Genomic DNA, 18,225 nt, shown 5'->3' on the forward strand with positions numbered 1-18,225 from the left:
GGCCTAGCCGAGCCAGAGGATGTTCAGGACGGACAAGCGGCGCGGGGGCCTGTTGATCCAGTAGGTGAGCGACAGGCCTCCGACGGACGCCAGTCGTACGTCCTGCCCCTCCGGGTCGTCGGTGTTCCACTGGTGGAACCCCCAGGGATCGGCCGCGGCGGCGTCCAGGACGTCCCAGACCGTGTCTCCGGCGTGCTCGGGCAGGGTCCCGAGAACCTTTGCGGCCGGCGTGGAGAAGCGGATCGCGTACGGCCGGCCGGTCACCGGCGCCTGCTCCGCGGCTCGGTCATCTCCACGAAGGTGCTGTCGTCGTAGCCGGACGCCATGAACGCGTCGACCGCCGGGGCGGAGGCGAGGCGGGCCTGCCAGACCTGAACCGTCTCGTACAGCGCGGTGAGGGAGAACGTGCGGCGGGACTCCTCCAGCGCGGCGGTCCACTCCTGCTCGAAGGCCGGCACCCACTGGGGGGCACGGCGGTCGGCGCGTAGCCGGTCGAGGAGTTCGGCCGGGGCTCCCGGGGCGGGGGCGTACGGCGTGACCGTGACGTGGTCGGGCTGCGCGCTCATCGGCTGGTCCTCCCTGCGGGTCGTACCGCAACGGTACGCGCGCCGGGACGCCTTGGATGCGGGCACGGGCAGATACCTCCCGGCGCGTCGGCGGCGCGCGCCCTGCCCCGGCACCAGGCCGACCGGGGCGTCAGCGCGCACCTCGTCAGGGCGCGGGTGCCTGCAGGAACGCGGCTACGGCGGCCCTGGTGAGGGTTTGGTAGCGGTGTTCCGTCGTTTCGGCCGTGAAATGGCCGGCGAGTTCCAGGGTGATCGAGCCGTGGGCGGCCGCCCAGATGACGTCCGTGACCTCGTCGACGTCCACGGCCGGGGGGAACACCCCGGCCGCCGCGCAGGCCCGTACGGCTTCGCGGAGGACTTCCAGGCTGGCGGCGGCGACCGCGCGGGCCTCTGCGGTGGGGGTGAAACCGGGGATGAGGCCCGCGAACATGACCTGGTAGAGGTTGCGTTCGGTCAGGGCGTTCTCGCGGTAGGCGCGGCCCAGGTCGGCCAGGCGGGTGGCCGGGTCGACGGATGGGGGGACGGCCTCCAGCCTGCGGCGCAGGCGGGCGAAGCCTTCCAGGTACAGGGCCTCGGCGATGCCGTCCTTCGCGCCGAAGTGGCGGTAGAGGACCGTCGTCGAGCAGCCGGCCGCGGTCGCGAGGCGGCGCATGGTCAGGGCGGCCGGCCCTTCCGCGGCGAGGAGTTCGGCGGCCAGGTCGAGGAGGGCGGCGCGCAGCGCCTCCTGCCCCTGGGCCTGGGTGCGGGTGTAGAGGTCGCCGCTCATGCCTGCTGCCAGTCACCGAGGGGGCGGTAGATCGGGATGCCGGCTTCGGTGAGCGCGGTGCGCTTGGCGAAGTACTCGTCGCCCATGGGGTCCAGGCCGCGCAGGGGCATGGTCCCCCGCCAGATCGTCAGGTCCTCCGGTGCGAGCTGCTCGGCCCGCGCGAAGTGCCGTTCGGCTTCCGCCGTGCGGCCGGTGCGGTGGAGCCACAGGGCCAGGGCCGCTTCGGTACGGGCCTGCTGCTGGGCGGCCGTGGCGCGGCGGGTGTGCCGGGTGACGTCCTCGTCGGACAATCCGCTGTCGCCGGTGAGGACCCAGCGGTCGAGTGCGGCCAGCGCCGCGCCGGAGTCCAGGCCCGACAGTTCGCGGAACAGGTCCGTCGCGAACTGGGTGTCGTTGGGGCGGGCCACCTTCCCCTCCTCGTCGATCCACAGCACGGTCGGGACGTTGAGCACGTCGTAGAGGTCGGACACGGCTCCGTGGGTGTCGATGAGCGCGGGGTGCGTGACCGCCGCCTCGGCGATCCACGGCGCGGCGTCGGCGGCGCGGCGGTCCACCGCGACGCTGAGGACGCTGAAGCCGTGCGCGGCGAGTGCGCGGTGGCGGCCTTCCCATGCGGGGAGGTCGTAGCGGCAGCCGCACCACGAACCCCAGAAGACGAGGGCGACCTTGCGGCCGCGCAGGTCGCTCAGCGAGTGCGGCACGCCGTCGACGTCCGGGAGGGTGAAGTCCGGCGCGACGGCCCCGGCGAGGGCGTGTGCACGTTCCTGCGCGGAGACTCCGAGGGCGATGACCCCGGTGGCGGTCGCGACCGGCCGGTCGAGCACCTCGGCGAACGCCACCGGGTCGAGCAGCCCCTGGTGTTCGGCCCGCGCGGCGGCGGACGAGGGCACGCACAGGTCGCCGCGGCACCAGCCGTGCGGCTTGCGGACCCAGCCGAGGGCCTGCTCGACCGCCTCGGGGGTCAGGAGGACGCGGCCCGACGGGCCTGTGCGCGCGCCTACGACCGATTCCCTGCCGTCGTCCAGGATCGTGATCTGCATGGCGTCCATGGCAATCCCCGCCGCACGTGAGTGGAAACTATGTGATGGAAAAATAACATCGTTATCACCAGCTCAGCAAGGGCACCGGACGGGCGGGGGTTTCCGTACCCTGGCGGCATGCGTACGCGTCCCACCTTGAGCTGGACCCCGACCGCGGACCTGCCGCCCGGCACCACGGACCCGGAGCCGGTCGCCGACGCGCTGCGAGCCGGCGGGGTGCTGGTCCTGAGCGGGGCCGGGATGTCCACGGAGTCGGGCATCCCCGACTACCGCGGTGAGCGCGGCAGCCTGCGCCGGCACACGCCGATGACCTACCAGGAGTTCACCGCCGACGCCCAGGCCCGCCGCCGGTACTGGGCGCGCGGCCACCTCGGCTGGCGCACCTTCGGGCACGCCGCGCCCAACGCCGGGCACCGGGCCGTCGCGGCGTTCGGACGGCACGGGATGCTCTCGGGCGTGATCACCCAGAACGTCGACGGTCTGCACCAGGCCGCCGGCAGCGAGGGAGTGGTGGAACTCCACGGAAGCCTGAACCGGGTCGTCTGCCTCTCCTGCGGCGCCCTCAGCCCCCGCGCCGAACTCGCCCGACGGCTGGAAGAGGCAAATACGGGCTTCGCGCCGACGGCCGCCGCGCTGAACCCGGACGGTGACGCCGACCTCACCGACGACCAGGTCGGAGACTTCCGCCCGGTGCCCTGTGCGAGGTGCGGCGGGATCCTCAAGCCGGATGTGGTGTTCTTCGGCGAGACCGTCCCCCCGATGCGCGTCGGGCACTGCCGCGAACTGGTCGACGCGGCGACCTCGCTGCTGGTCCTGGGCTCCTCGCTGACGGTGATGTCCGGGCTCCGCTTCGTCCGCCAGGCGGCCGGGGCCGGGAAGCCCGTGCTGATCGTCAACCGGGACCCGACCCGCGGTGACCGCCACGCCGTCACCCGGGTCGCGCTCCCCCTCGGAGCGACGCTGACCACCCTGGCCGACGGGCTCGGCGTCCCCGTCGGCCAGCCGGCTACGGACCACACCGCGACGTGACTCGGGTCGCGCCGGCTCCCCCAGGTCCAGGCATCGGCGGCCGCTCCCCGTCGCGCGTCAGGCGAGCGGGCCGAGCACCTCCTGGGACTCGATGAGCCCCTGGTCGCTCGGAGGCTCGCCGTCGCCGAAGACGCGTACCGCCTGGCGCGCCCGGAACTCGGCGTGCGCCTCGGCGGGCCGCACGTAGCCGTGACGGGTGCGGGCCTGTTCGGGGGTGAGGACCTCCTTGGTGCGGGGAGGAACGCCGAGCTTGATGGGCGCGACCACCTTGACCGTGGACGGGGAGAGCATCCCCAGCAGGAACAGTTCGACCCGGGGGCTGAGGTGGGCGAGCGCGAACGACGCCCGCATGACCGGGACGACGAGGACGTCCAGCAGGCGGGACTGCCGGATCTGCGCCATCTCCCGCATCCAGCGCGGCATGGTGGCGATGGTGGCGATCCGCTGCGTCCTCGCCACGACCATCCGTGCGGGCTTCATCCACCACGGGGTCGGCGGGAGGACGAGGTCGGTGTTCAGGAGGTGGTGCATGGCCTGCCGGGCGATCGGGCTGGCCTCCAACCGCGGGCGCATGCGCTCGAAGTAGGCCCGGATTCCCGCGCGGTCGCGCGGGACGTCGTCGGGAGAGCAGGTCTGGAACTCCGCGGCGAGGGCGCAGGACTCCCAGTACTCCTTCTCCTCCTCGGCGGTGAGCTTGCCGGGCCCGTACTTCTCGTAGGCGTAGAGGATCGAGTGCCAGCCGGTGAGCTGGATCCACAGCTGCGAGACGGGGTCGTTGGCGTCGTAGGTGCCTTCGCCATACGGCAGTTGGCCTATGGCCTTCGAGTGGACCTTCACCAGGACGTCCGCCGCCTTGCACACCTGGTCCGAACCGGCGAAGGCCACCATCGCGAAGTAGCGCAGCGTGCGGTCGTAGCGGGTGCGCGTGCGGTCGTAGATGCCCTGGGTGCCGTGGACCGCGGCCACCAGCGGCGGGTCGAGCTCCTCCACCACCACGGAGCGCTGGAAGCCCACCGTGGGGGCCGTCGGGTAACTCCAGACCTTCCAGACCACCGATCCGGGACCGAAGAACCCGTAGTCCTCGTGCGGTTCGACCTCTGTGCCGTGCAGTCGGGCCATCAGACCGCTCCTCGTGTTCCTGGCAGCGGGTGCGTGCCGCTCCCCCAATAAGACAGGACTGTCTTAAATTAAGACACGACTGTCGTAAGATGCCAAGATGTCGACACCGACGTCTCCCACCGACGGGCCGCGCAGGCGGCGCCCCTACGCTCCGCGCGTCCCGATCACCGAACGCCGGCAGCAACTGCTCGACGCGGCCCTCGCCGTGATCGTGAGCGACGGCTACGGCCGGGTGTCGATCGACGCGATCGCCAAGCGGGCGCAAGTCGCCCGCTCGGTGGTCTACGGGGCCTTCGACGACCTCGACGACCTCCTGCTCACCCTCCTCGACCGGCAGCAGGAACTCGCCTTCACCCGCCTGCTCGCGAGCGTTCCCGACACCCGCCGCACCCGTGACCCGGTCGAGTTCGCCTGCGAGGCGGTGCACCGGATGGCCGCCATGCTGCGGGAGGACCCGGACACCTGGCGCCTGATCCTGCTGGCTCCGGCGACCACTCCCCCGGCCGTCCACGCGCGCATCGAAACGGACCGGGAGCGCTTCCGGCGCCGGGTCGCCTCGTGGATCGAGTCCGCGGCGGCCGCCGGAGGGTCCGCGCCGGCCACCGGAGGGTCCGCACTGGACGCCGAGGTCCTCGCCCACGCGCTGGTCGCCTCCGCGGAGCACTTCGCGCGCCTGGCGCTCACCTCGGACAGCACCTTCGACGCGACCCGGCTCGTCGGCCAACTGCGGCTCCTGCTCGGCGGCATCTGGCCCGCGCCCGCGGCGTAGGCCTCGCCTCCGACGGGAGGAGCCCGACCGGCCCGGCCCGACGGTTCCTTCAGCGCAGCCAGACCGCGGTGTCCGTGGGCAGAACGCCGTTCTCCACGAGGCCGCTGGAGATCAGGACTTCGGTGTGCTCCGGCAGCGGAACCGGGCCGGCCGAAAGGTTCAGCAGGCAGCGTACGGAGGACCCGGCCGCGGTGCGGGCGAAGGCGAGTACGCCCGGCCGGGCGGGCACCCAGGTGAACCCTCCTTCGAGCAGGGCCGGTTCGCCGGATCGCAGGGCCAGCGCCCGGCGGTAGAAGGCCAGCATCGAGTCCTGGTCGGCACTCTGCTCGCGCACGCTCCGGGCGGCCCACTCGGCCGGCCGGGGCAGCCAGGACTTCGCGTCCGGTGCTTCGTCTCCCCACGGGAGGGGGACCCGGCAGCCGTCCCGGCCGAGGTCCTCTCCTCCGGTCTGGAAGAACGTCGGGTCCTGGCGGAGGGCCGACGGGATGTCCTCGACCTCCTCCAGGCCCAGCTCGTCACCCTGGTACACGTAGACGCAGCCGGGCAGGGCCATCGTCAGCAGCGCCGCGGCCCGGGCCCGGCGCCGCCCGAGGCCGAGGTCGGCCGGCACGCCGTGCACGCGGCGGCCGTCGAGTGCGTACGAGGTGTCCGTGCGTCCGTAGCGCGTGACGTGTCGGGTCGTGTCGTGGTTGGAGAGAACCCAGGTGGCGGCGGCGCCGACCGGGGCGTGCTCGGCGAGCGTCGAATCGATGACCGTGCGCAAGGCCTTCTCGTCCCAGGGACTCTGGAGGAAAGGGAAATTGAACGCGGTGTGCAGTTCGTCGGGGCGCAGGTAGCGGGCGAAGCGCTCCGGGTCGGAGGTCCACACTTCGCCCACGAAGACCGGGTCGTGGGCATAGGCGTCGAGGACCTCGTGCCACGCGCGGTAGACGTCGTGGACGCCGTCCTGGTCGGCCCAGGGGCTGGGCCCGCTCTCGTGGTCGGGCAGGGCCGGGTCCTTGACGAGGTTGTCGGCGACGTCGATGCGGAAGCCGTCCACGCCCCGGTCCAGCCAGAACCGCAGGATGGACTCGAACTCCGCGTGGACCTCGGGGTTTTCCCAGTTGAAGTCGGGCTGTTCGGGAGCGAACCGGTGCAGGTACCACTCGCCGGGCGTGCCGTCGGCCTCGGTCACCCGCCGCCAGCCCGGACCTCCGAAGGCGGACTGCCAGTTGTTGGGCGGCAGTTCGCCGTGCTCGCCGCGGCCGGGACGGAACCAGAAGCGCGCCCGCTCGCGCGAGCCGGGGCCGGCCGCGAGGGCGGCGCGGAACCAGGGGTGCTGGTCCGAGCAGTGGTTGGGGACGATGTCGACGATCACCCGGATCCCGATGTCATGCGCCTCGGACAGCAGCGCCTCGGCCTCCGCCAGGGTGCCGAAGACCGGGTCGATGTCCCGGTAGTCGGCGATGTCGTACCCGCCGTCCGCCATCGGGGACGGATACCAGGGGCTGATCCACACCGCGTCCACGCCGAGCCCGCGCAGGTACGGCAGCCGCGCGCGGATGCCGGCGAGGTCACCGATGCCGTCACCGTTGCCGTCGGCGAAACTGCGCGGATAGATCTGGTAGATCGCGGCACTCCGCCACCAGGCGGAAGGTGGCGAGGGTCGCCGTTCGGTGGCCGCGGGAAACGCCTCGGGAGTCGCCATGCGGTGAATCTAGGGAGGCGCTTCGACGGCGTCAACGGTTCGCCGGGATCTCATGATCGCAATCGATCGATGGGGTGGGAACCGTACGGGGATCCGCGGGGCGGGTGCCGGTGGGCGGGCAGCGGGGGCTTGGACCGGTCGGGGCTCAGGCCGTCGTGGAGGCCGGGGCGCTCCGGGAGCGGAAGGTGCGGCGGTAGGTGTCCGGCGGGACGCCCACCGTGCGGGCGAAGTGGCGGCGCAGGGTGGTGGCGGTGCCCATGCCGGTGGCCGTCGCGATGGTGTCGACGGTGTCGTCGGTGGTTTCGAGCAGTTCCTGGGCGTGGCGGATGCGCTGGGTGAGCAGCCACTGCAACGGGGTGGTGCCGGTCACCGACTTGAAGTGGCGGCCCAGGTGGCGTGAGCTCATCCGGGCCCGGCGGGCCAGGTCTTCCACGGTGAGCGGCTCGTCGAGGCGTTGCAGCGCCCAGGGGAAGAGGTCGGCGAGCGGGTGGTTGCCGGGAGCTGGCACGGGGGTGGTGACGAACTGGGCCTGACCGCCGTCGCGGTGCGGTGGGACGACCAGGCGGCGGGCGATCTTGTTGGCGGCCGAGGAGCCGTGGTCGAGGCGCACCAGGTGCAGGCACAGGTCCATGGCGGCGGCCTTGCCGGCGGAGGTCAGCACGCTTCCGTTGTCCACGTAGAGGACATCGGGGTCCACGGTGACGAGGGGGTGGCGTCTGGCCAGCTCCCGGGTGTGGGCCCAGTGCGTGGTCGCGCGCTTGCCGTCCAGCAGCCCGGCGGCGGCCAGCACGAAGGCGCCGGTGCACAGGGAGGCCACGCGCGCGCCCGCCTCGTGAGCCGCGCGCACCGCGGCGACGAGCTCGGCCGGCGGGTCCCGGTCGACGTCGGCCCAGCCGGGGACGATCACGGTGTCCGCTCGCGCGAGGTGGTCGAGTCCGTGGTCGGGTCGCAGGTGGAAGCGGTCGATCTGTACGGGGCCCGGTCCGCAGAGCGAGAAGTCGTACCAGGGGTCCACCAGGTGGGTCAGGTCGGAACCGAAGACCTCGCAGGCCAGGGACAGCTCGAAGTGCAGCATGCCGTCGGTGACGGCCAGCGCGACGGTGGTCATGTCCGGAAGTGTACGGGTCGTGTCGTTCCAGACACTCGTGACGGCATGGTGTTCCGGGACAGGATGTCCATGACGGAGCGCGGCGGGCCCGGTGGGCCGGCCGCGGCGGGGCATGCGGGTACGGACGAGTACAGGGGAGCGGGACCATGGGATCAGGTCAGCTGGTGGCGGTGTTCGGCGCGTACGGGCACACCGGGCGGTTCGTGGTCGCGGAGCTGGTGGAGCGCGGGTTCGTACCGGTGCTGTCGGGCCGCGACGGCGAGAAGCTGAAGGCGCTGGCGTACGAGACCGGGTTGGAGGCCCGCCCGGCGACGGTGGACGCCCCAGCCGCGCTGGACCGCGCGCTGGCCGGCACGGCTGCTGTGATCAACTGCGCGGGGCCCTTCGCCTCGACGACCGGCCCGGTGATCGAGGCGGCGCTGCGGGCCCGGATCCCCTACCTCGACGTGGCCGCCGAACTCGAGGCCAACATCGACACCTTCGCGCACTTCACCGACCGGGCGCGGGACGCCGGGGCGGTGATCGTCCCGGCGATGGCCTTCTTCGGCGGTCTCGGCGACCTGTTGGCCACCGCGGCGATGGGTGACTGGACCGAGGCCGGAGAGGCGCACATCGCGTACGCCCTGAGCAGCTGGCACCCCACCGCCGGGACGCGGCTTTCGGGCGCGGTCTCGCGGGAGCGGCGCGGAGAGCGGCGCATGCGCTACGCGGGCGGGCAGTGGGAGTACCGCACGGACGCCGCGCCGACGCTCCAGTGGCGGTTCCCCGAACCGATGGGCGCCCGGGAGGTGATCGGGGAGTTCACGATGGCCGACGTGGTGACCGTGCCCAGCCACCTGTCGATCCCGGACGTGACCACGTACATGACGGTCGAGGCGGTCCGTGACATCGCGGCCGCCGGTACGCCGGCCCCGACCGCGGCCGACGACAGCGGGCGGTCGGACCAGACCTTCCTCGTCGACGCGGTCGTCCGCTCGGGCGGCGCCGAACGGCGCGCCGTGGCCCGCGGGCAGGACATCTACGCCGTCACCGCCCCCCTCGTCGTGGAAGCGCTGGAGCGGGTCCTGACCGGCCGCACCCGTACGGTCGGCGTCGCCTCGGCGGGCGAGATCTTCGACGCGCCCGACTTCCTGCGCGCGCTGGCCCCGCACATCACCCTGGAGCTGCTCGCGTAGCGGACGGGCTGCGGCTCCGTACCGGCCCTCGGCCTCGGCCTCGGGGCGCACGTTCCGTAGGAGGGCCTGGGGTTCAGCCGTCGAGGTTCTCGAGGGCGGTCAGGATCTCGTCGGTGGAGCGGACCCGGCCGATCCTGGGGAAGATCTTGCCGAAGGTGTGGGCGTGCGCGTCCGCGTCCGTGTCGGTGGTCGCGTCCTCGGCGAAGACGAGGTCGTAGCTGTGCTCCCAGGCGGAGCGGGCGGTGGACTCCACACCGATGCTGGTCGAGATGCCGGCGAGGACGATCCGCTCGATGCCGCGGCGGCGCAGCTGGAGGTCGAGCTCGGTGCCGGTGAAGGCGCCCCAGTGCCGCTTGGTGACGACGATGTCGTTCGCACCGGTGGTCAACTCGGCCGGCAGCACGGAGAACTCGGCCGGAGGCGCGGCCGAGGGACCGGGCCGGTCGGCGTGCGTGGTGGGCAGGTCGCCCCCGTCCGGGGACCAGGCGACCCTCACGAGCACGACGGTCAGCCCGGCCGCGCGGAAGGCGTCGGCGAGCCGGATGCCCCTGGCGAGGATCTGCTCGGCGGGGGTGACGACGGGCAGGGCCATGACTCCCTTCTGAAGGTCGATGAGGACCAGGGCGGTGTTCCTGTCGAGCGTGGTCTTGGACATGCGAGTGCCTTCCTTGGCTGGTCGTAGAGGTACGGGTACAGGTAGAGGTACAGGTACGCATACGAGCCGTCAGGTGCGTGCGACCGGCGGCTCGCAGGCGTTGCGGCGGTCCCGTCGCCGGACCGGGCGGCTCCCCTGTCATAGGCCGCCCGTAACCTCTCGCCATGCAGACAACCACTCTGATGATCTACGACGGCACCGCGCCGGCCGACTCCGACGTCCCGCGCACCGGTGGTGTGCCGCTGGCTCCCGCGGGGTTCACCTGGCCCCTGTGCGGCGACTGCTGTGGGGGGCCGCTGCAGTTCTTCGCCCATCTCCCCGTCGAGGACGGCGTCCTGTCGGTGTTCGTGTGCCAGAACGACCCCGGCGCATGTGAATTCTGGGACGCGACGTCTGGCGCGAACCGGGTCTACCTGTTTCCCCGGGAGGAACTGCGGCCGGTAGAAGTGCCTGCGACGGGAGTGACGCTCCTGCCCACCACCTCGGCCATCCGCACCCACGTCGTGGCGCTCGACCCCGAAGAGAGCGCCGACCCCGACGAACTCGTACCTGACGCCTACGACCTGGCTCGCGCGGGATGGAAGCGGGAACCCGAAGAAGCCTTCGGCAAGCAACGCGAAGTACTCGGGTCACTCGGGGGCAGCCCCTCCTACCTTGAGGACGACCGCCTGCCCTCATGCCCCTCCTGCACCGGCCCGACGGAGTTCGCGGCGCATCTGGAGGAAGGGATCTCCGCGCGGACCGCGATGAACCTCGGCGGCCAGCTGGGCTACGTCTTCGTCTGCCGCGCTTGCCGCGAAGGTGCCTTCCTCACGGACTGAGCACACCACACCACGCCAAGCACGCCCGCTGATGAGCGACGCGTGATCTGCGGGGCGCGCAGGGTGTCGGTCGGGGTCGGAAAGACACGCGTCGCACGAGCCCCACGAACCCCACCGACAAGCCGGACCGCCGGCCGACGACGATGTCGGTCCGGGATGAGATCGTGTCCCGCATGGCCGACACAGACGAAGCAGAAGCCGACGTGGAGCACGCCGTCGTCGCCAGCTACCGACTGGCCGATGACGGCCTCGGCGAACCCAGCCAACGGGAGGCCGTCCGCCAGGCCCAGACCCTGCTGACCGAGGCGATCGAGCAAGCCGAGGTCGGCGAGTTCGACGGAAACGAGTACGGAGGCGGTGAGGTGGTCCTCTACGCCTACGGACCGGACGCCGACGCACTCTTCGCGGTGATGGCCCCCATCCTGCACGACCTGCCGTTCCGCCCGGCCCACGTCACCTTGCGCTACGGATCGGTCGATGACCCTTCGGCTGCCGAGCACCGCGTCGACCTCTGACAAGACGAGTCACCAGCAGACCGGCACCACGGTCCTCAAGCCCGTCGGCGCCCTGCCGTGGGACGGGTGGGCGGGACCGCGGCGAACCGGCATGACGAGCAGGAGAAGATCTTGAAGTTTCGGTCCATCGTCGAGCCGCCTGAGCCCATGCGGGGTCTGGAAGTTCCGTCCGAGGTGGTGGCCGCGCTCGGCGAGGGCTCGCGGCCGCCGGTGACGATCACGATCAACGGGCATTCCTGGAAGAGCCGTCTCGCCCTGCTGCGCGGCCGCCACTTGATCGGCCTCAGCCACGCCAACCGGCGGGCCGCGGAGGTCGAGATCGGCGAGGAGATCGAGGTCGGGCTGGAGCTCGACACCGAGTCGCGCGTCGTGGTCGAGCCCGCGGACTTCGCCCAGGCCCTGGACGACGACCCGGCCGCCCGAGCCGCGTACGACAACCTTGCGTACAGCCGCAAGCGCGAGCACGTACGGGCCATCGAGAGCGCGAAGATGCCCGAGACGCGCCGACGGCGCATCGAGAAGGCCATCGCCACCCTGCGCGGATGAAATCCCAACGAAATTCGGCCGGCAAGATCGGTGACCCGAGTCGCCCACAGACGGCCGAGCTGATCGATAATTGGCCGGCGTTCTGCCTGCACGGTTGAGAGGAGCCCTTGATGACCACACCGCGGGACTTGTTGATCATTGCCATGGACGTGGAGTCCGGCCGGACCGTCGAACAGGGCGATCTGTCGCTCGCGCTCGCCGGGGCAGAGGTCGTCGATCTCCTCGCCGCACGGGCCATCGAGCTGGACGGTGATCAGATCGTGCCGGGCGAGCAGGTGGTACTGGGTGACCCCTTGCTGGACGCGGCGGTCGCATCGCTCGTTCGGGAGACTCCCTACGAGTCCGTCGGCGACTGGCTGTGGCGTAGGGGGCGCGGCCTGTCCGCGAGCTATCAGGCCGTGCTCGAGCAGGAAGGGCAGCTCGTCCGGGCGCGCCGCCGCGGGTTCTCCCTCCGGGCCGGTGAGCTGGTGCCGGCCGATTCACCCGCCCGCCGCCAGGCCGAGGAGCGGTGGAGCGCGGAGGAACCCGTCCTCGTTCTCCTGACGGAGGCCCTCGGGGGTGGCGGCGACCGGACCGCGGACGCCCCGGAGGTGGCCGACGACGGCGTCGCGACCGTGCTGGCCGCCGTCAACGACGCGATGGTGGAACTGGCGGGCGTACGGCAGCGCCGGGCCATCGAGAACGCGGCCTTCGACAACATCTGGCGCGGCGGCGTGTGACGGTGGTGCCATGGCCGGCCGGCGCAGGCGTACGCGGGCGCGGTCCCCATGCGGGCCGGGCCCGGCTCATGGAGACGCCTGCGCGGCGTCGGCGACGGTCCACCACCATGCGATCGATGCGATCGGCGGCGGTGTGAGGGGGGTCTCGACCGGTGGGTCGTACGGGGTTCCGGGGCGTCCGGGCCGGTGGTCGCCGCCGTCCGGTTGCCCGGGGTGATAGCGGGAGGTCGCCCCGCACCAGTCCCGCACGCCGCAGACGTACTGGGTGAGCGCGTCGAGATGGCGCCGGATCCGCGGGTCCGCCGGGGCCCGCGCCGTCTGCTGACCCAGGTGCAGGAACAGGCGCATGATCGAGGCCCGCAGCGCGGAAGCGGCTCGCAGGCCCTGCGCGGGGCCGGCTTCCGCTCCGGGTTCCGGTCCGGCTTCCGCTCCGCTTTCCGGTCCGTGCAGGCCTTCCAGGAGGGCGATCAGGTTGCCGCTGCGGCTGCCGCGTTGGCGCTCCTTCGTGAAGGAGTGGATGTCGGTGTCGATGACGACGATCCCCGCCGCCATCTCGGTCAGTGCACGGATCCGCCGGTCCTCCCACAGCGGTGCGGGCAGTGCGGCACCGATCGCGTCGAGCAGCACGGGTACGGCGAGGGCGGCTCCGGAGTGCAGGCGGGTGAGCAGGTAGTCGCTCACGTCCTGCGGGCCTCCCGGCGCCGTCGCGTCAGCGCCGACGCGGGCCTCGGCGAGGAAGTAGCCGCGCATCGCGTCGACCCATCTCCTGACCTGTACCGGGGTGGCGATCGCCTCCACGCGGAGCCGGATGTCGCGCAGGGCCAGGCCGAAAGGATCACCGCCGAGGGGAACCTCGGGGGCCTCGATCGTCCGCTGGAGCCGGGCGACCATCGTGATCATCTCCGTGGGGGTGAGACTCGGAAGGTCCTCGTCGCAGAGGTCGTCGAAGGCGAACACCCACGCGGCGAGGTCGCTGAGCAACTGGGCCGCGAACGGGTCGGCGTCCGGTGCGATCCTCACCGCGATCCGGTTCAGCCCCGTCGTCAGCCGCGCACGGCGCTCCGGCCCCCCGCCCAGTCCGAACCGGCTCATGAACACCGCCGAGCCGGCGTCGAAGTCCTCCGCGGCCGGGCGGGCGGGTCGGGCCGTCGGGATGGTCAGGCGTTCCGCCGGGGCGAGTCCGGCACTACCGTCGGCGCGGTCGGCCGCGTGGCCGGCCGCCTGCGTCCGCGTTCCTGTCATGAGTGATCACCTCGTGTTCCGTCAGGGCTGACGCGCACAGGCCCTCATCGAGGAACGAGTCCTTGCCGAACCGTTTCGCCCTGCGCCCGTCCTGGCGCCCCATCAGCTCGTCGGCGTCCGTTCGCTCCGTCGGCCCCTCTCATTGAACGCAGGATGTCCCGAAGTCACCACGGGCATGCGGGAGCACTCGCGGGGCGCCAGGAGCGCGAAACCCACCCCGGGGCTTCCCGCGAGTGGCAGAGCGCCGGGGGCGGAACGTGCCTACGCTGGAAGGGGTCACTGGAAGCAGCGGACGCCGGCACGGATCCTCCGGATGAGGTGAGGCCATGACAACGGAACACGGAGCCGCACCCCGCTCAAGGCGCCGGATCCCCGTGGTCGCCGTCGTCTCCGCCGTCGCCGTCACGTGCCTGGTGGGCGGGTACGCGGATTCCGGCGACGGAACCACCCCCACGACGGCCACCACGGTTGCCGCCGGCTCGCAGGACGGCTCCTGCCGGACCGCTCCGCCGGACAGCTTCTGGCACGCTCCCGTGGACACGCTCCCCGTGCACCCGCACTCGGACCGCTACGTCTCCTCGATCGGTGCCGCGGAGCCCCTGCACCCGGACTTCGGGGCGGGGCTCATCGACGGAGAGCCGTTCGGCATTCCCATCACCGTCTCGGACACGACGGTGCCGGAATCGAAGGTCACCCTGGACATCGCCGAGGAAAGCGACGCGTCCGGGTACCGGATCCCGCCGAACGCCAGGATCGAGAACGGTCCCGCCAGCACCGGGGACCGCCACGTCGTCGTCTGGGACCGCGCCCTGTGCAAGTCCTACGAACTCTGGAACGCCCGTCAGGAGGCCGACCACGCCTGGCACGCCGGCTCGGGCGCGGTCTTCGACCTGCGGACCCACGAGCTGCGGCCCGACGGGTGGACATCGGCCGATGCCGCCGGCCTCGCCATCCTGCCCGGGCTGGTGCGCTACGACGAGGCGGCGGGCGGGCTGGTCGACCACGCGATCCGGATGACCGTGCCCCGCACGGATCAGAGCTACGTCTGGCCGGCGAGGCATCAGGCGGGCTCGGCGGCGGACGAATCGCTGCCGCCCATGGGACTGCGGCTGCGGCTCAAGAGCTCGGTGGACACCTCGGCTCTGGCCCCTCAGGCCCTGGCCGTCGCCGAGGCGCTCAAGAAGTACGGGGCCATCGTCGCCGACAACGGGTCGGCCTGGTACCTCACCGGCGAGGAGAACCCCGGCTGGGACAACGACCAGCTCAACGCGCTCAAGGGCTTCAAGGGTTCGGACTTCGAGGCCGTCGACGCCTCCGGGCTCCAGCAGTCCCCGGACTCCGGCGCCGTGGCACCCCGCTGACCGGCGGGAGGACGCCCCTCATGCGCGCACAGAGCTCCAGGGCAGCGCGGACGGGTGCCTTCGTCGCGGTCTCCGTCGCCCTGTTCTGCATCCAGCTCGACTTCTTCGCACTCAATCTCGCCATCCCCGGGATCGCGGAGGAACTCGGCGTGACGGTGTCGGCCGCGCAGTGGACCTTGTCCGCGTACATGCTCGCCATCGGCTGCTTCTTCATCATCGGCGGCCGGGTGGGGGACGTCTTCGGCCGGCGGGGCACGCTCCTGGCCGGAACGGCCCTGTTCACCGCCGGGACCGTGGGGTGCGCCCTGGCTCCCGGGCTCGGTCCGCTGGTCGCGGCCCGGATCGCCCAGGGGGTGGGCGCGGCGTTCGTGTTCCCCGTGGCCGTGTCGGTGATCACCAACACCTTTCCCGAGGAGTCCCGCGCCAAGGCCTTGGGCGCCGTGTTCGGCGTCGCCAACATCGGCACCGCGATCGGGCCCTTCGTGGGCGGAGGGTTCACCGAGGGGCCCGGCTGGCGCTGGATCTTCTGGCTGATGGCACCGCTGAGCCTGTTCTCGCTGCTCACCGCTCTCGCGTACGTCCCGGACTCGCGCGATGCGGCGGCGTCGCGCGAGCTCGATCTGCTCGGCTGCGCCCTGATCGTCGGTGCGCTGGCCGCTCTCACCCTGACCGTGGAGCGCGGGGACGCATGGGGCTGGAGCAGTGCTCGCGCCCTCCTCGGCTTCGCGCTGGCCGTGGTGGGCGGCGGGCTGTTCCTGGTGCGGGAGCGGCTGGCCCGGCACCCTCTGGTCGATCTGGGGCTCTTCCGCGTCATCCCGTACGTCCTGGTCACCTGGATGGGCACGCTCTCCAACATGGGCTACGGAGTGACCGTCTTCCTCGCCACCCTCTACCTCCAGGGCGTACGGGGTCTCTCACCGCTCCTGGCCGGCACGGTCTTCCTGGCCCCTGCGCTGCTGGTGGCGCTCAGCGGGCCGCTGGGGGCGCGGCTGGGGCGGCTCATGCGGCCGACCACGGTGATGGCGCTGGCCGGGATCGGCGCGGGGACGGGGATGTACGCGCTGACCCAGGTCACCGCCTGGTGGCTGTACCTGCCGGTGTTCGCGTGGTGCGGGCTGGGCCTCGGGCTGGGGTGGACCTATGCCAGCGTGGCGACCCAGCAGCTCGTCGCTCCGGCGAGGGCCGGGGAGGCATCGGGGGTACTGCTGACGTGCCTGGTCACCGGAGGTGCGATCGCGCTGGCCGGAACGGCCGCGGGGATCTCGGCGATGACGCCGCAGCGGTCGCCCGAGGCGGCCTACGACGCGATCCTGCGGCTGGGTGGTGTGGCCGTCGGCGTCACGGCCCTGCTCGTCCTGGCCGTAGGCCACCGGCTCGCGGCGCGGGACGCGAGCCGCTGACACCGCGGGGGCGGCGGACGTCGCCGTCCGACCGCCCCCGCGCACCGGCCTGGGCCGGAAGCCCCTACTTGGCGCCGAGGTGGGCACCCTTGACCCACTCCGCCTCGCCTTCCTTCGCGCAGGAGGAGGTGTAGGCGGGGCCGAAGGCCGCCGGGACGGCCGCCGCGGACGAGCAGTTGGACGAGAACGCCTTGTGGCCGCCCGAGAAGTAGTCGATGTCGACACCGTCGTTGGCGAGGGCCGCGCCGGCGCCGCCCAGCAGGATGCCGGCGGCGAGGACGGAGGCGGTGACGGCAGAGCGAATGCGCATTGGTTCCCCTAAGACTTAAGGATCTGGGGACGCTCCCATGGGTGGGTGCGTCAGCCGATTCAACGCCCGGCGGAGCCGACAGGAACGACCGTTCACTCGAACGCTCCGGCAGTAACGTTTCGGCAGCCCACAAGAGCCACCGCGAGAGCCGTCGCCAGAGCCGTCGCAGGACCCTCCCGAGCCATCCGTCCGCGCCTGGGCGCGACCCTGCGTCGGGTCTCGGAGACAAGATCGATTGTCAGTGGTGGATGAGACCGTAGGAGCATCCAGTCGGAACGAGGGGGAGCTTCCATGTCCGGAAACCAGAACTACATCAACCACGTTGCTCTTGTGTTGGATGCCAGCTCGTCCATGTCGCACCTGAGCCGCAAGGTCGTCGAGGTAGCCGACCAGCAGATCGCGTACCTTGCCCGCCGGTCGGGTGAACTGGACCAGGAGACCCGCGTCACGGTGTACGTCTTCGCGGACAAGGTGGAGTGCGTCGTCTACGACAAGGACGTGCTGCGGATGCCGTCCCTGAAGCAGTTGTACCGGACCGGCGGAATGACGGCGCTGCTCGCGGCCTCGCTGAAGTCGCAGCGCGAGCTGGCCCAGACCGCCCAACTCTACGGCGACCACAGCTTCCTGACGTTCGTGCTGACCGACGGGCAGGAGAACGCGAGTCACCGCTCCCCGGACGCCCCTGCCCGGGACCCGCGTGAACTGGTGAAGGCCGTGGCCGAGATGATCGCGACGCAGGAGGACAACTGGACGCTGGCCGTCCTCGTGCCGGACCAGATGGGCAAGCGGGAGGCCATGCAGTGCGGCTTCCCGAAGGAGAACATCGCCATCTGGGACGCCACGAGCACGCAGGGTCTGGAGGAGGCCGGGCAGGTCATCAAGGAGGCCACCGAGAAGTTCATGGTCGGCCGCGCCAAGGGCATCCGGGGATCGCGCGCGGTGTTCTCCACGGGCGCGGAAACGGTCAACAAGGACACCATCAAGGCGGCCGGTCTCACCCCGGCGGACCCCTCCGCGTACCAGCTGATCCCGGTGGACCGGGACGCGGCGATCCGGGAATGGGTCGTCGAATCCGGGCACACCTACCGCACCGGTGGCGCGTTCTACCAGCTGAGCAAGCCGGAGAAGATCCAGGCGAAGAAGCAGATCGCGGTGCTGGAGAAGAAGACGGACCGGGTGTACACGGGGCCGGAGGCCCGCGCCCTGCTGGGCCTGCCCTCCGTGGAGGCGCGCATCAAGCCGGACCACAACGACGAGTTCACGATCTTCGTGCAGAGCACCAGCGTCAACCGGAAGCTCGTGTCGAACACCCGTCTGCTGCTGATGGCCTGACGCCTCGAAACCCCGACGGCTGCGAGTCGCCACGCCTTCGGGCCGTCCCCGGATGGCGGGGCGAA

Annotated in this window: 20 protein-coding genes; 10 read left to right on the top strand and 10 right to left on the bottom strand. The window is 71.8% G+C overall.

Annotated features, from left to right (window positions below; genetic code table 11):
- Window positions 1-3: 3 nt before the first annotated feature.
- The 4 genes from AC6CKD_RS05505 to AC6CKD_RS05520 all read right to left on the bottom strand — a co-directional run bounded on the left by AC6CKD_RS05505 (window position 4) and on the right by AC6CKD_RS05520 (window position 2,381).
- On the bottom strand, window positions 4-264 hold the full coding sequence (locus AC6CKD_RS05505) for a hypothetical protein (protein WP_498325546.1): 261 nt from the start codon (window positions 262-264) through the stop codon (window positions 4-6).
- A complete protein-coding gene (locus AC6CKD_RS05510; RefSeq protein WP_498325548.1) occupies window positions 261-566 on the bottom strand; it encodes a DUF6247 family protein in 306 nt (101 codons plus the stop codon). Before AC6CKD_RS05510 ends, AC6CKD_RS05505 begins: the two co-directional genes overlap by 4 nt.
- A gap of 145 nt (window positions 567-711) precedes the next feature.
- Entirely contained in the window at window positions 712-1,332 is a 621-nt protein-coding gene (locus AC6CKD_RS05515) for a TetR/AcrR family transcriptional regulator (RefSeq protein ID WP_498325549.1), read from the bottom strand.
- Window positions 1,329-2,381, bottom strand: a complete 1,053-nt coding sequence (locus tag AC6CKD_RS05520) for a redoxin domain-containing protein (protein ID WP_498325550.1) — start codon at window positions 2,379-2,381, stop codon at window positions 1,329-1,331. Before AC6CKD_RS05520 ends, AC6CKD_RS05515 begins: the two co-directional genes overlap by 4 nt.
- A gap of 108 nt (window positions 2,382-2,489) precedes the next feature.
- Here AC6CKD_RS05520 and AC6CKD_RS05525 point away from each other — a divergent pair, with 108 nt between their 5' ends.
- Window positions 2,490-3,401, top strand: a complete 912-nt coding sequence (locus tag AC6CKD_RS05525; RefSeq protein WP_498325551.1) for an NAD-dependent protein deacetylase — start codon at window positions 2,490-2,492, stop codon at window positions 3,399-3,401.
- Between the two features lie 57 nt (window positions 3,402-3,458).
- On the opposite strand, the gene AC6CKD_RS05530 is transcribed toward AC6CKD_RS05525, so the two are convergent.
- Window positions 3,459-4,520 (bottom strand): oxygenase MpaB family protein, encoded by a 1,062-nt coding sequence (locus AC6CKD_RS05530; protein WP_498325553.1) that lies wholly within the window; start codon window positions 4,518-4,520, stop codon window positions 3,459-3,461.
- Window positions 4,521-4,617: 97 nt separating this feature from the next.
- Between AC6CKD_RS05530 and AC6CKD_RS05535 the strand changes: the two genes are divergently transcribed.
- A complete protein-coding gene (locus AC6CKD_RS05535; RefSeq protein WP_498325554.1) occupies window positions 4,618-5,289 on the top strand; it encodes a TetR/AcrR family transcriptional regulator in 672 nt (223 codons plus the stop codon).
- Between the two features lie 49 nt (window positions 5,290-5,338).
- Here AC6CKD_RS05535 and AC6CKD_RS05540 read toward each other — a convergent pair whose 3' ends face one another.
- Together AC6CKD_RS05540 and AC6CKD_RS05545 are read right to left on the bottom strand one after the other, a co-directional pair.
- Window positions 5,339-6,976, bottom strand: a complete 1,638-nt coding sequence (locus tag AC6CKD_RS05540) for a glycoside hydrolase family 13 protein (protein ID WP_498325555.1) — start codon at window positions 6,974-6,976, stop codon at window positions 5,339-5,341.
- Window positions 6,977-7,121: 145 nt separating this feature from the next.
- Window positions 7,122-8,084, bottom strand: coding sequence for a helix-turn-helix domain-containing protein (locus AC6CKD_RS05545; protein ID WP_498325556.1), 963 nt, complete (start codon window positions 8,082-8,084; stop codon window positions 7,122-7,124).
- Between the two features lie 146 nt (window positions 8,085-8,230).
- Here AC6CKD_RS05545 and AC6CKD_RS05550 point away from each other — a divergent pair, with 146 nt between their 5' ends.
- Complete coding sequence (locus tag AC6CKD_RS05550) at window positions 8,231-9,259, top strand: saccharopine dehydrogenase family protein (protein WP_498325557.1); 1,029 nt, start codon at window positions 8,231-8,233, stop codon at window positions 9,257-9,259.
- 73 nt (window positions 9,260-9,332) lie between these two features.
- Here the strand turns inward: AC6CKD_RS05550 and AC6CKD_RS05555 are convergent, their stop codons facing one another.
- Window positions 9,333-9,914: a hydrolase gene (locus tag AC6CKD_RS05555; protein ID WP_498325558.1), complete on the bottom strand. Its 582-nt coding sequence runs from the start codon at window positions 9,912-9,914 to the stop codon at window positions 9,333-9,335.
- A gap of 164 nt (window positions 9,915-10,078) precedes the next feature.
- Here AC6CKD_RS05555 and AC6CKD_RS05560 point away from each other — a divergent pair, with 164 nt between their 5' ends.
- The 4 genes from AC6CKD_RS05560 (at window position 10,079) to AC6CKD_RS05575 (ending at window position 12,515) form a co-directional block, all read left to right on the top strand.
- Window positions 10,079-10,735, top strand: coding sequence for a YwqG family protein (locus AC6CKD_RS05560; protein ID WP_498325559.1), 657 nt, complete (start codon window positions 10,079-10,081; stop codon window positions 10,733-10,735).
- A gap of 173 nt (window positions 10,736-10,908) precedes the next feature.
- Complete coding sequence (locus tag AC6CKD_RS05565) at window positions 10,909-11,250, top strand: hypothetical protein (protein ID WP_498325560.1); 342 nt, start codon at window positions 10,909-10,911, stop codon at window positions 11,248-11,250.
- A 111-nt stretch (window positions 11,251-11,361) separates the two neighbouring features.
- Window positions 11,362-11,796, top strand: a complete 435-nt coding sequence (locus AC6CKD_RS05570; protein WP_498325561.1) for a YdeI/OmpD-associated family protein — start codon at window positions 11,362-11,364, stop codon at window positions 11,794-11,796.
- A gap of 110 nt (window positions 11,797-11,906) precedes the next feature.
- Window positions 11,907-12,515, top strand: a complete 609-nt coding sequence (locus AC6CKD_RS05575) for a GOLPH3/VPS74 family protein (protein WP_498325562.1) — start codon at window positions 11,907-11,909, stop codon at window positions 12,513-12,515.
- Window positions 12,516-12,581: 66 nt separating this feature from the next.
- Here AC6CKD_RS05575 and AC6CKD_RS05580 read toward each other — a convergent pair whose 3' ends face one another.
- Window positions 12,582-13,757 (bottom strand): terpene synthase family protein, encoded by a 1,176-nt coding sequence (locus AC6CKD_RS05580; protein WP_498325563.1) that lies wholly within the window; start codon window positions 13,755-13,757, stop codon window positions 12,582-12,584.
- 326 nt (window positions 13,758-14,083) lie between these two features.
- On the opposite strand from AC6CKD_RS05580, the gene AC6CKD_RS05585 reads away from it, so the two are divergent.
- Window positions 14,084-15,118 (top strand): hypothetical protein, encoded by a 1,035-nt coding sequence (locus AC6CKD_RS05585; RefSeq protein WP_498325564.1) that lies wholly within the window; start codon window positions 14,084-14,086, stop codon window positions 15,116-15,118.
- A gap of 20 nt (window positions 15,119-15,138) precedes the next feature.
- The gene (locus tag AC6CKD_RS05590) at window positions 15,139-16,518 is read left to right on the top strand and encodes an MFS transporter (RefSeq protein WP_498325565.1); all 1,380 of its coding nucleotides are present in this window, start codon (window positions 15,139-15,141) and stop codon (window positions 16,516-16,518) included.
- 64 nt (window positions 16,519-16,582) lie between these two features.
- On the opposite strand, the gene AC6CKD_RS05595 is transcribed toward AC6CKD_RS05590, so the two are convergent.
- On the bottom strand, window positions 16,583-16,828 hold the full coding sequence (locus tag AC6CKD_RS05595; protein WP_498325566.1) for a hypothetical protein: 246 nt from the start codon (window positions 16,826-16,828) through the stop codon (window positions 16,583-16,585).
- A gap of 291 nt (window positions 16,829-17,119) precedes the next feature.
- Here AC6CKD_RS05595 and AC6CKD_RS05600 point away from each other — a divergent pair, with 291 nt between their 5' ends.
- A complete protein-coding gene (locus AC6CKD_RS05600; RefSeq protein WP_498325567.1) occupies window positions 17,120-18,160 on the top strand; it encodes a vWA domain-containing protein in 1,041 nt (346 codons plus the stop codon).
- Window positions 18,161-18,225 lie beyond the last annotated feature (65 nt).

This window comes from Streptomyces sp. GQ60 (genome assembly GCF_059758875.1).

Bases quoted from the DNA above. Each gene is read 5' to 3' on its own strand.
- AC6CKD_RS05590 (WP_498325565.1), top strand. From the start codon at position 15,139: ATGCGCGCACAGAGCTCCAGGGCAGCGCGGACGGGTGCCTTCGTCGCG.
- AC6CKD_RS05555 (WP_498325558.1), bottom strand. From the start codon at position 9,914: ATGTCCAAGACCACGCTCGACAGGAACACCGCCCTGGTCCTCATCGAC.
- AC6CKD_RS05525 (WP_498325551.1), top strand. From the start codon at position 2,490: ATGCGTACGCGTCCCACCTTGAGCTGGACCCCGACCGCGGACCTGCCG.
- AC6CKD_RS05565 (WP_498325560.1), top strand. From the start codon at position 10,909: ATGGCCGACACAGACGAAGCAGAAGCCGACGTGGAGCACGCCGTCGTC.
- AC6CKD_RS05545 (WP_498325556.1), bottom strand. From the start codon at position 8,084: ATGACCACCGTCGCGCTGGCCGTCACCGACGGCATGCTGCACTTCGAG.
- AC6CKD_RS05595 (WP_498325566.1), bottom strand. From the start codon at position 16,828: ATGCGCATTCGCTCTGCCGTCACCGCCTCCGTCCTCGCCGCCGGCATC.
- AC6CKD_RS05530 (WP_498325553.1), bottom strand. From the start codon at position 4,520: ATGGCCCGACTGCACGGCACAGAGGTCGAACCGCACGAGGACTACGGG.
- AC6CKD_RS05575 (WP_498325562.1), top strand. From the start codon at position 11,907: ATGACCACACCGCGGGACTTGTTGATCATTGCCATGGACGTGGAGTCC.
- AC6CKD_RS05515 (WP_498325549.1), bottom strand. From the start codon at position 1,332: ATGAGCGGCGACCTCTACACCCGCACCCAGGCCCAGGGGCAGGAGGCG.
- AC6CKD_RS05535 (WP_498325554.1), top strand. From the start codon at position 4,618: ATGTCGACACCGACGTCTCCCACCGACGGGCCGCGCAGGCGGCGCCCC.
- AC6CKD_RS05580 (WP_498325563.1), bottom strand. From the start codon at position 13,757: ATGACAGGAACGCGGACGCAGGCGGCCGGCCACGCGGCCGACCGCGCC.
- AC6CKD_RS05585 (WP_498325564.1), top strand. From the start codon at position 14,084: ATGACAACGGAACACGGAGCCGCACCCCGCTCAAGGCGCCGGATCCCC.
- AC6CKD_RS05540 (WP_498325555.1), bottom strand. From the start codon at position 6,976: ATGGCGACTCCCGAGGCGTTTCCCGCGGCCACCGAACGGCGACCCTCG.
- AC6CKD_RS05510 (WP_498325548.1), bottom strand. From the start codon at position 566: ATGAGCGCGCAGCCCGACCACGTCACGGTCACGCCGTACGCCCCCGCC.
- AC6CKD_RS05600 (WP_498325567.1), top strand. From the start codon at position 17,120: ATGTCCGGAAACCAGAACTACATCAACCACGTTGCTCTTGTGTTGGAT.
- AC6CKD_RS05520 (WP_498325550.1), bottom strand. From the start codon at position 2,381: ATGGACGCCATGCAGATCACGATCCTGGACGACGGCAGGGAATCGGTC.
- AC6CKD_RS05550 (WP_498325557.1), top strand. From the start codon at position 8,231: ATGGGATCAGGTCAGCTGGTGGCGGTGTTCGGCGCGTACGGGCACACC.
- AC6CKD_RS05560 (WP_498325559.1), top strand. From the start codon at position 10,079: ATGCAGACAACCACTCTGATGATCTACGACGGCACCGCGCCGGCCGAC.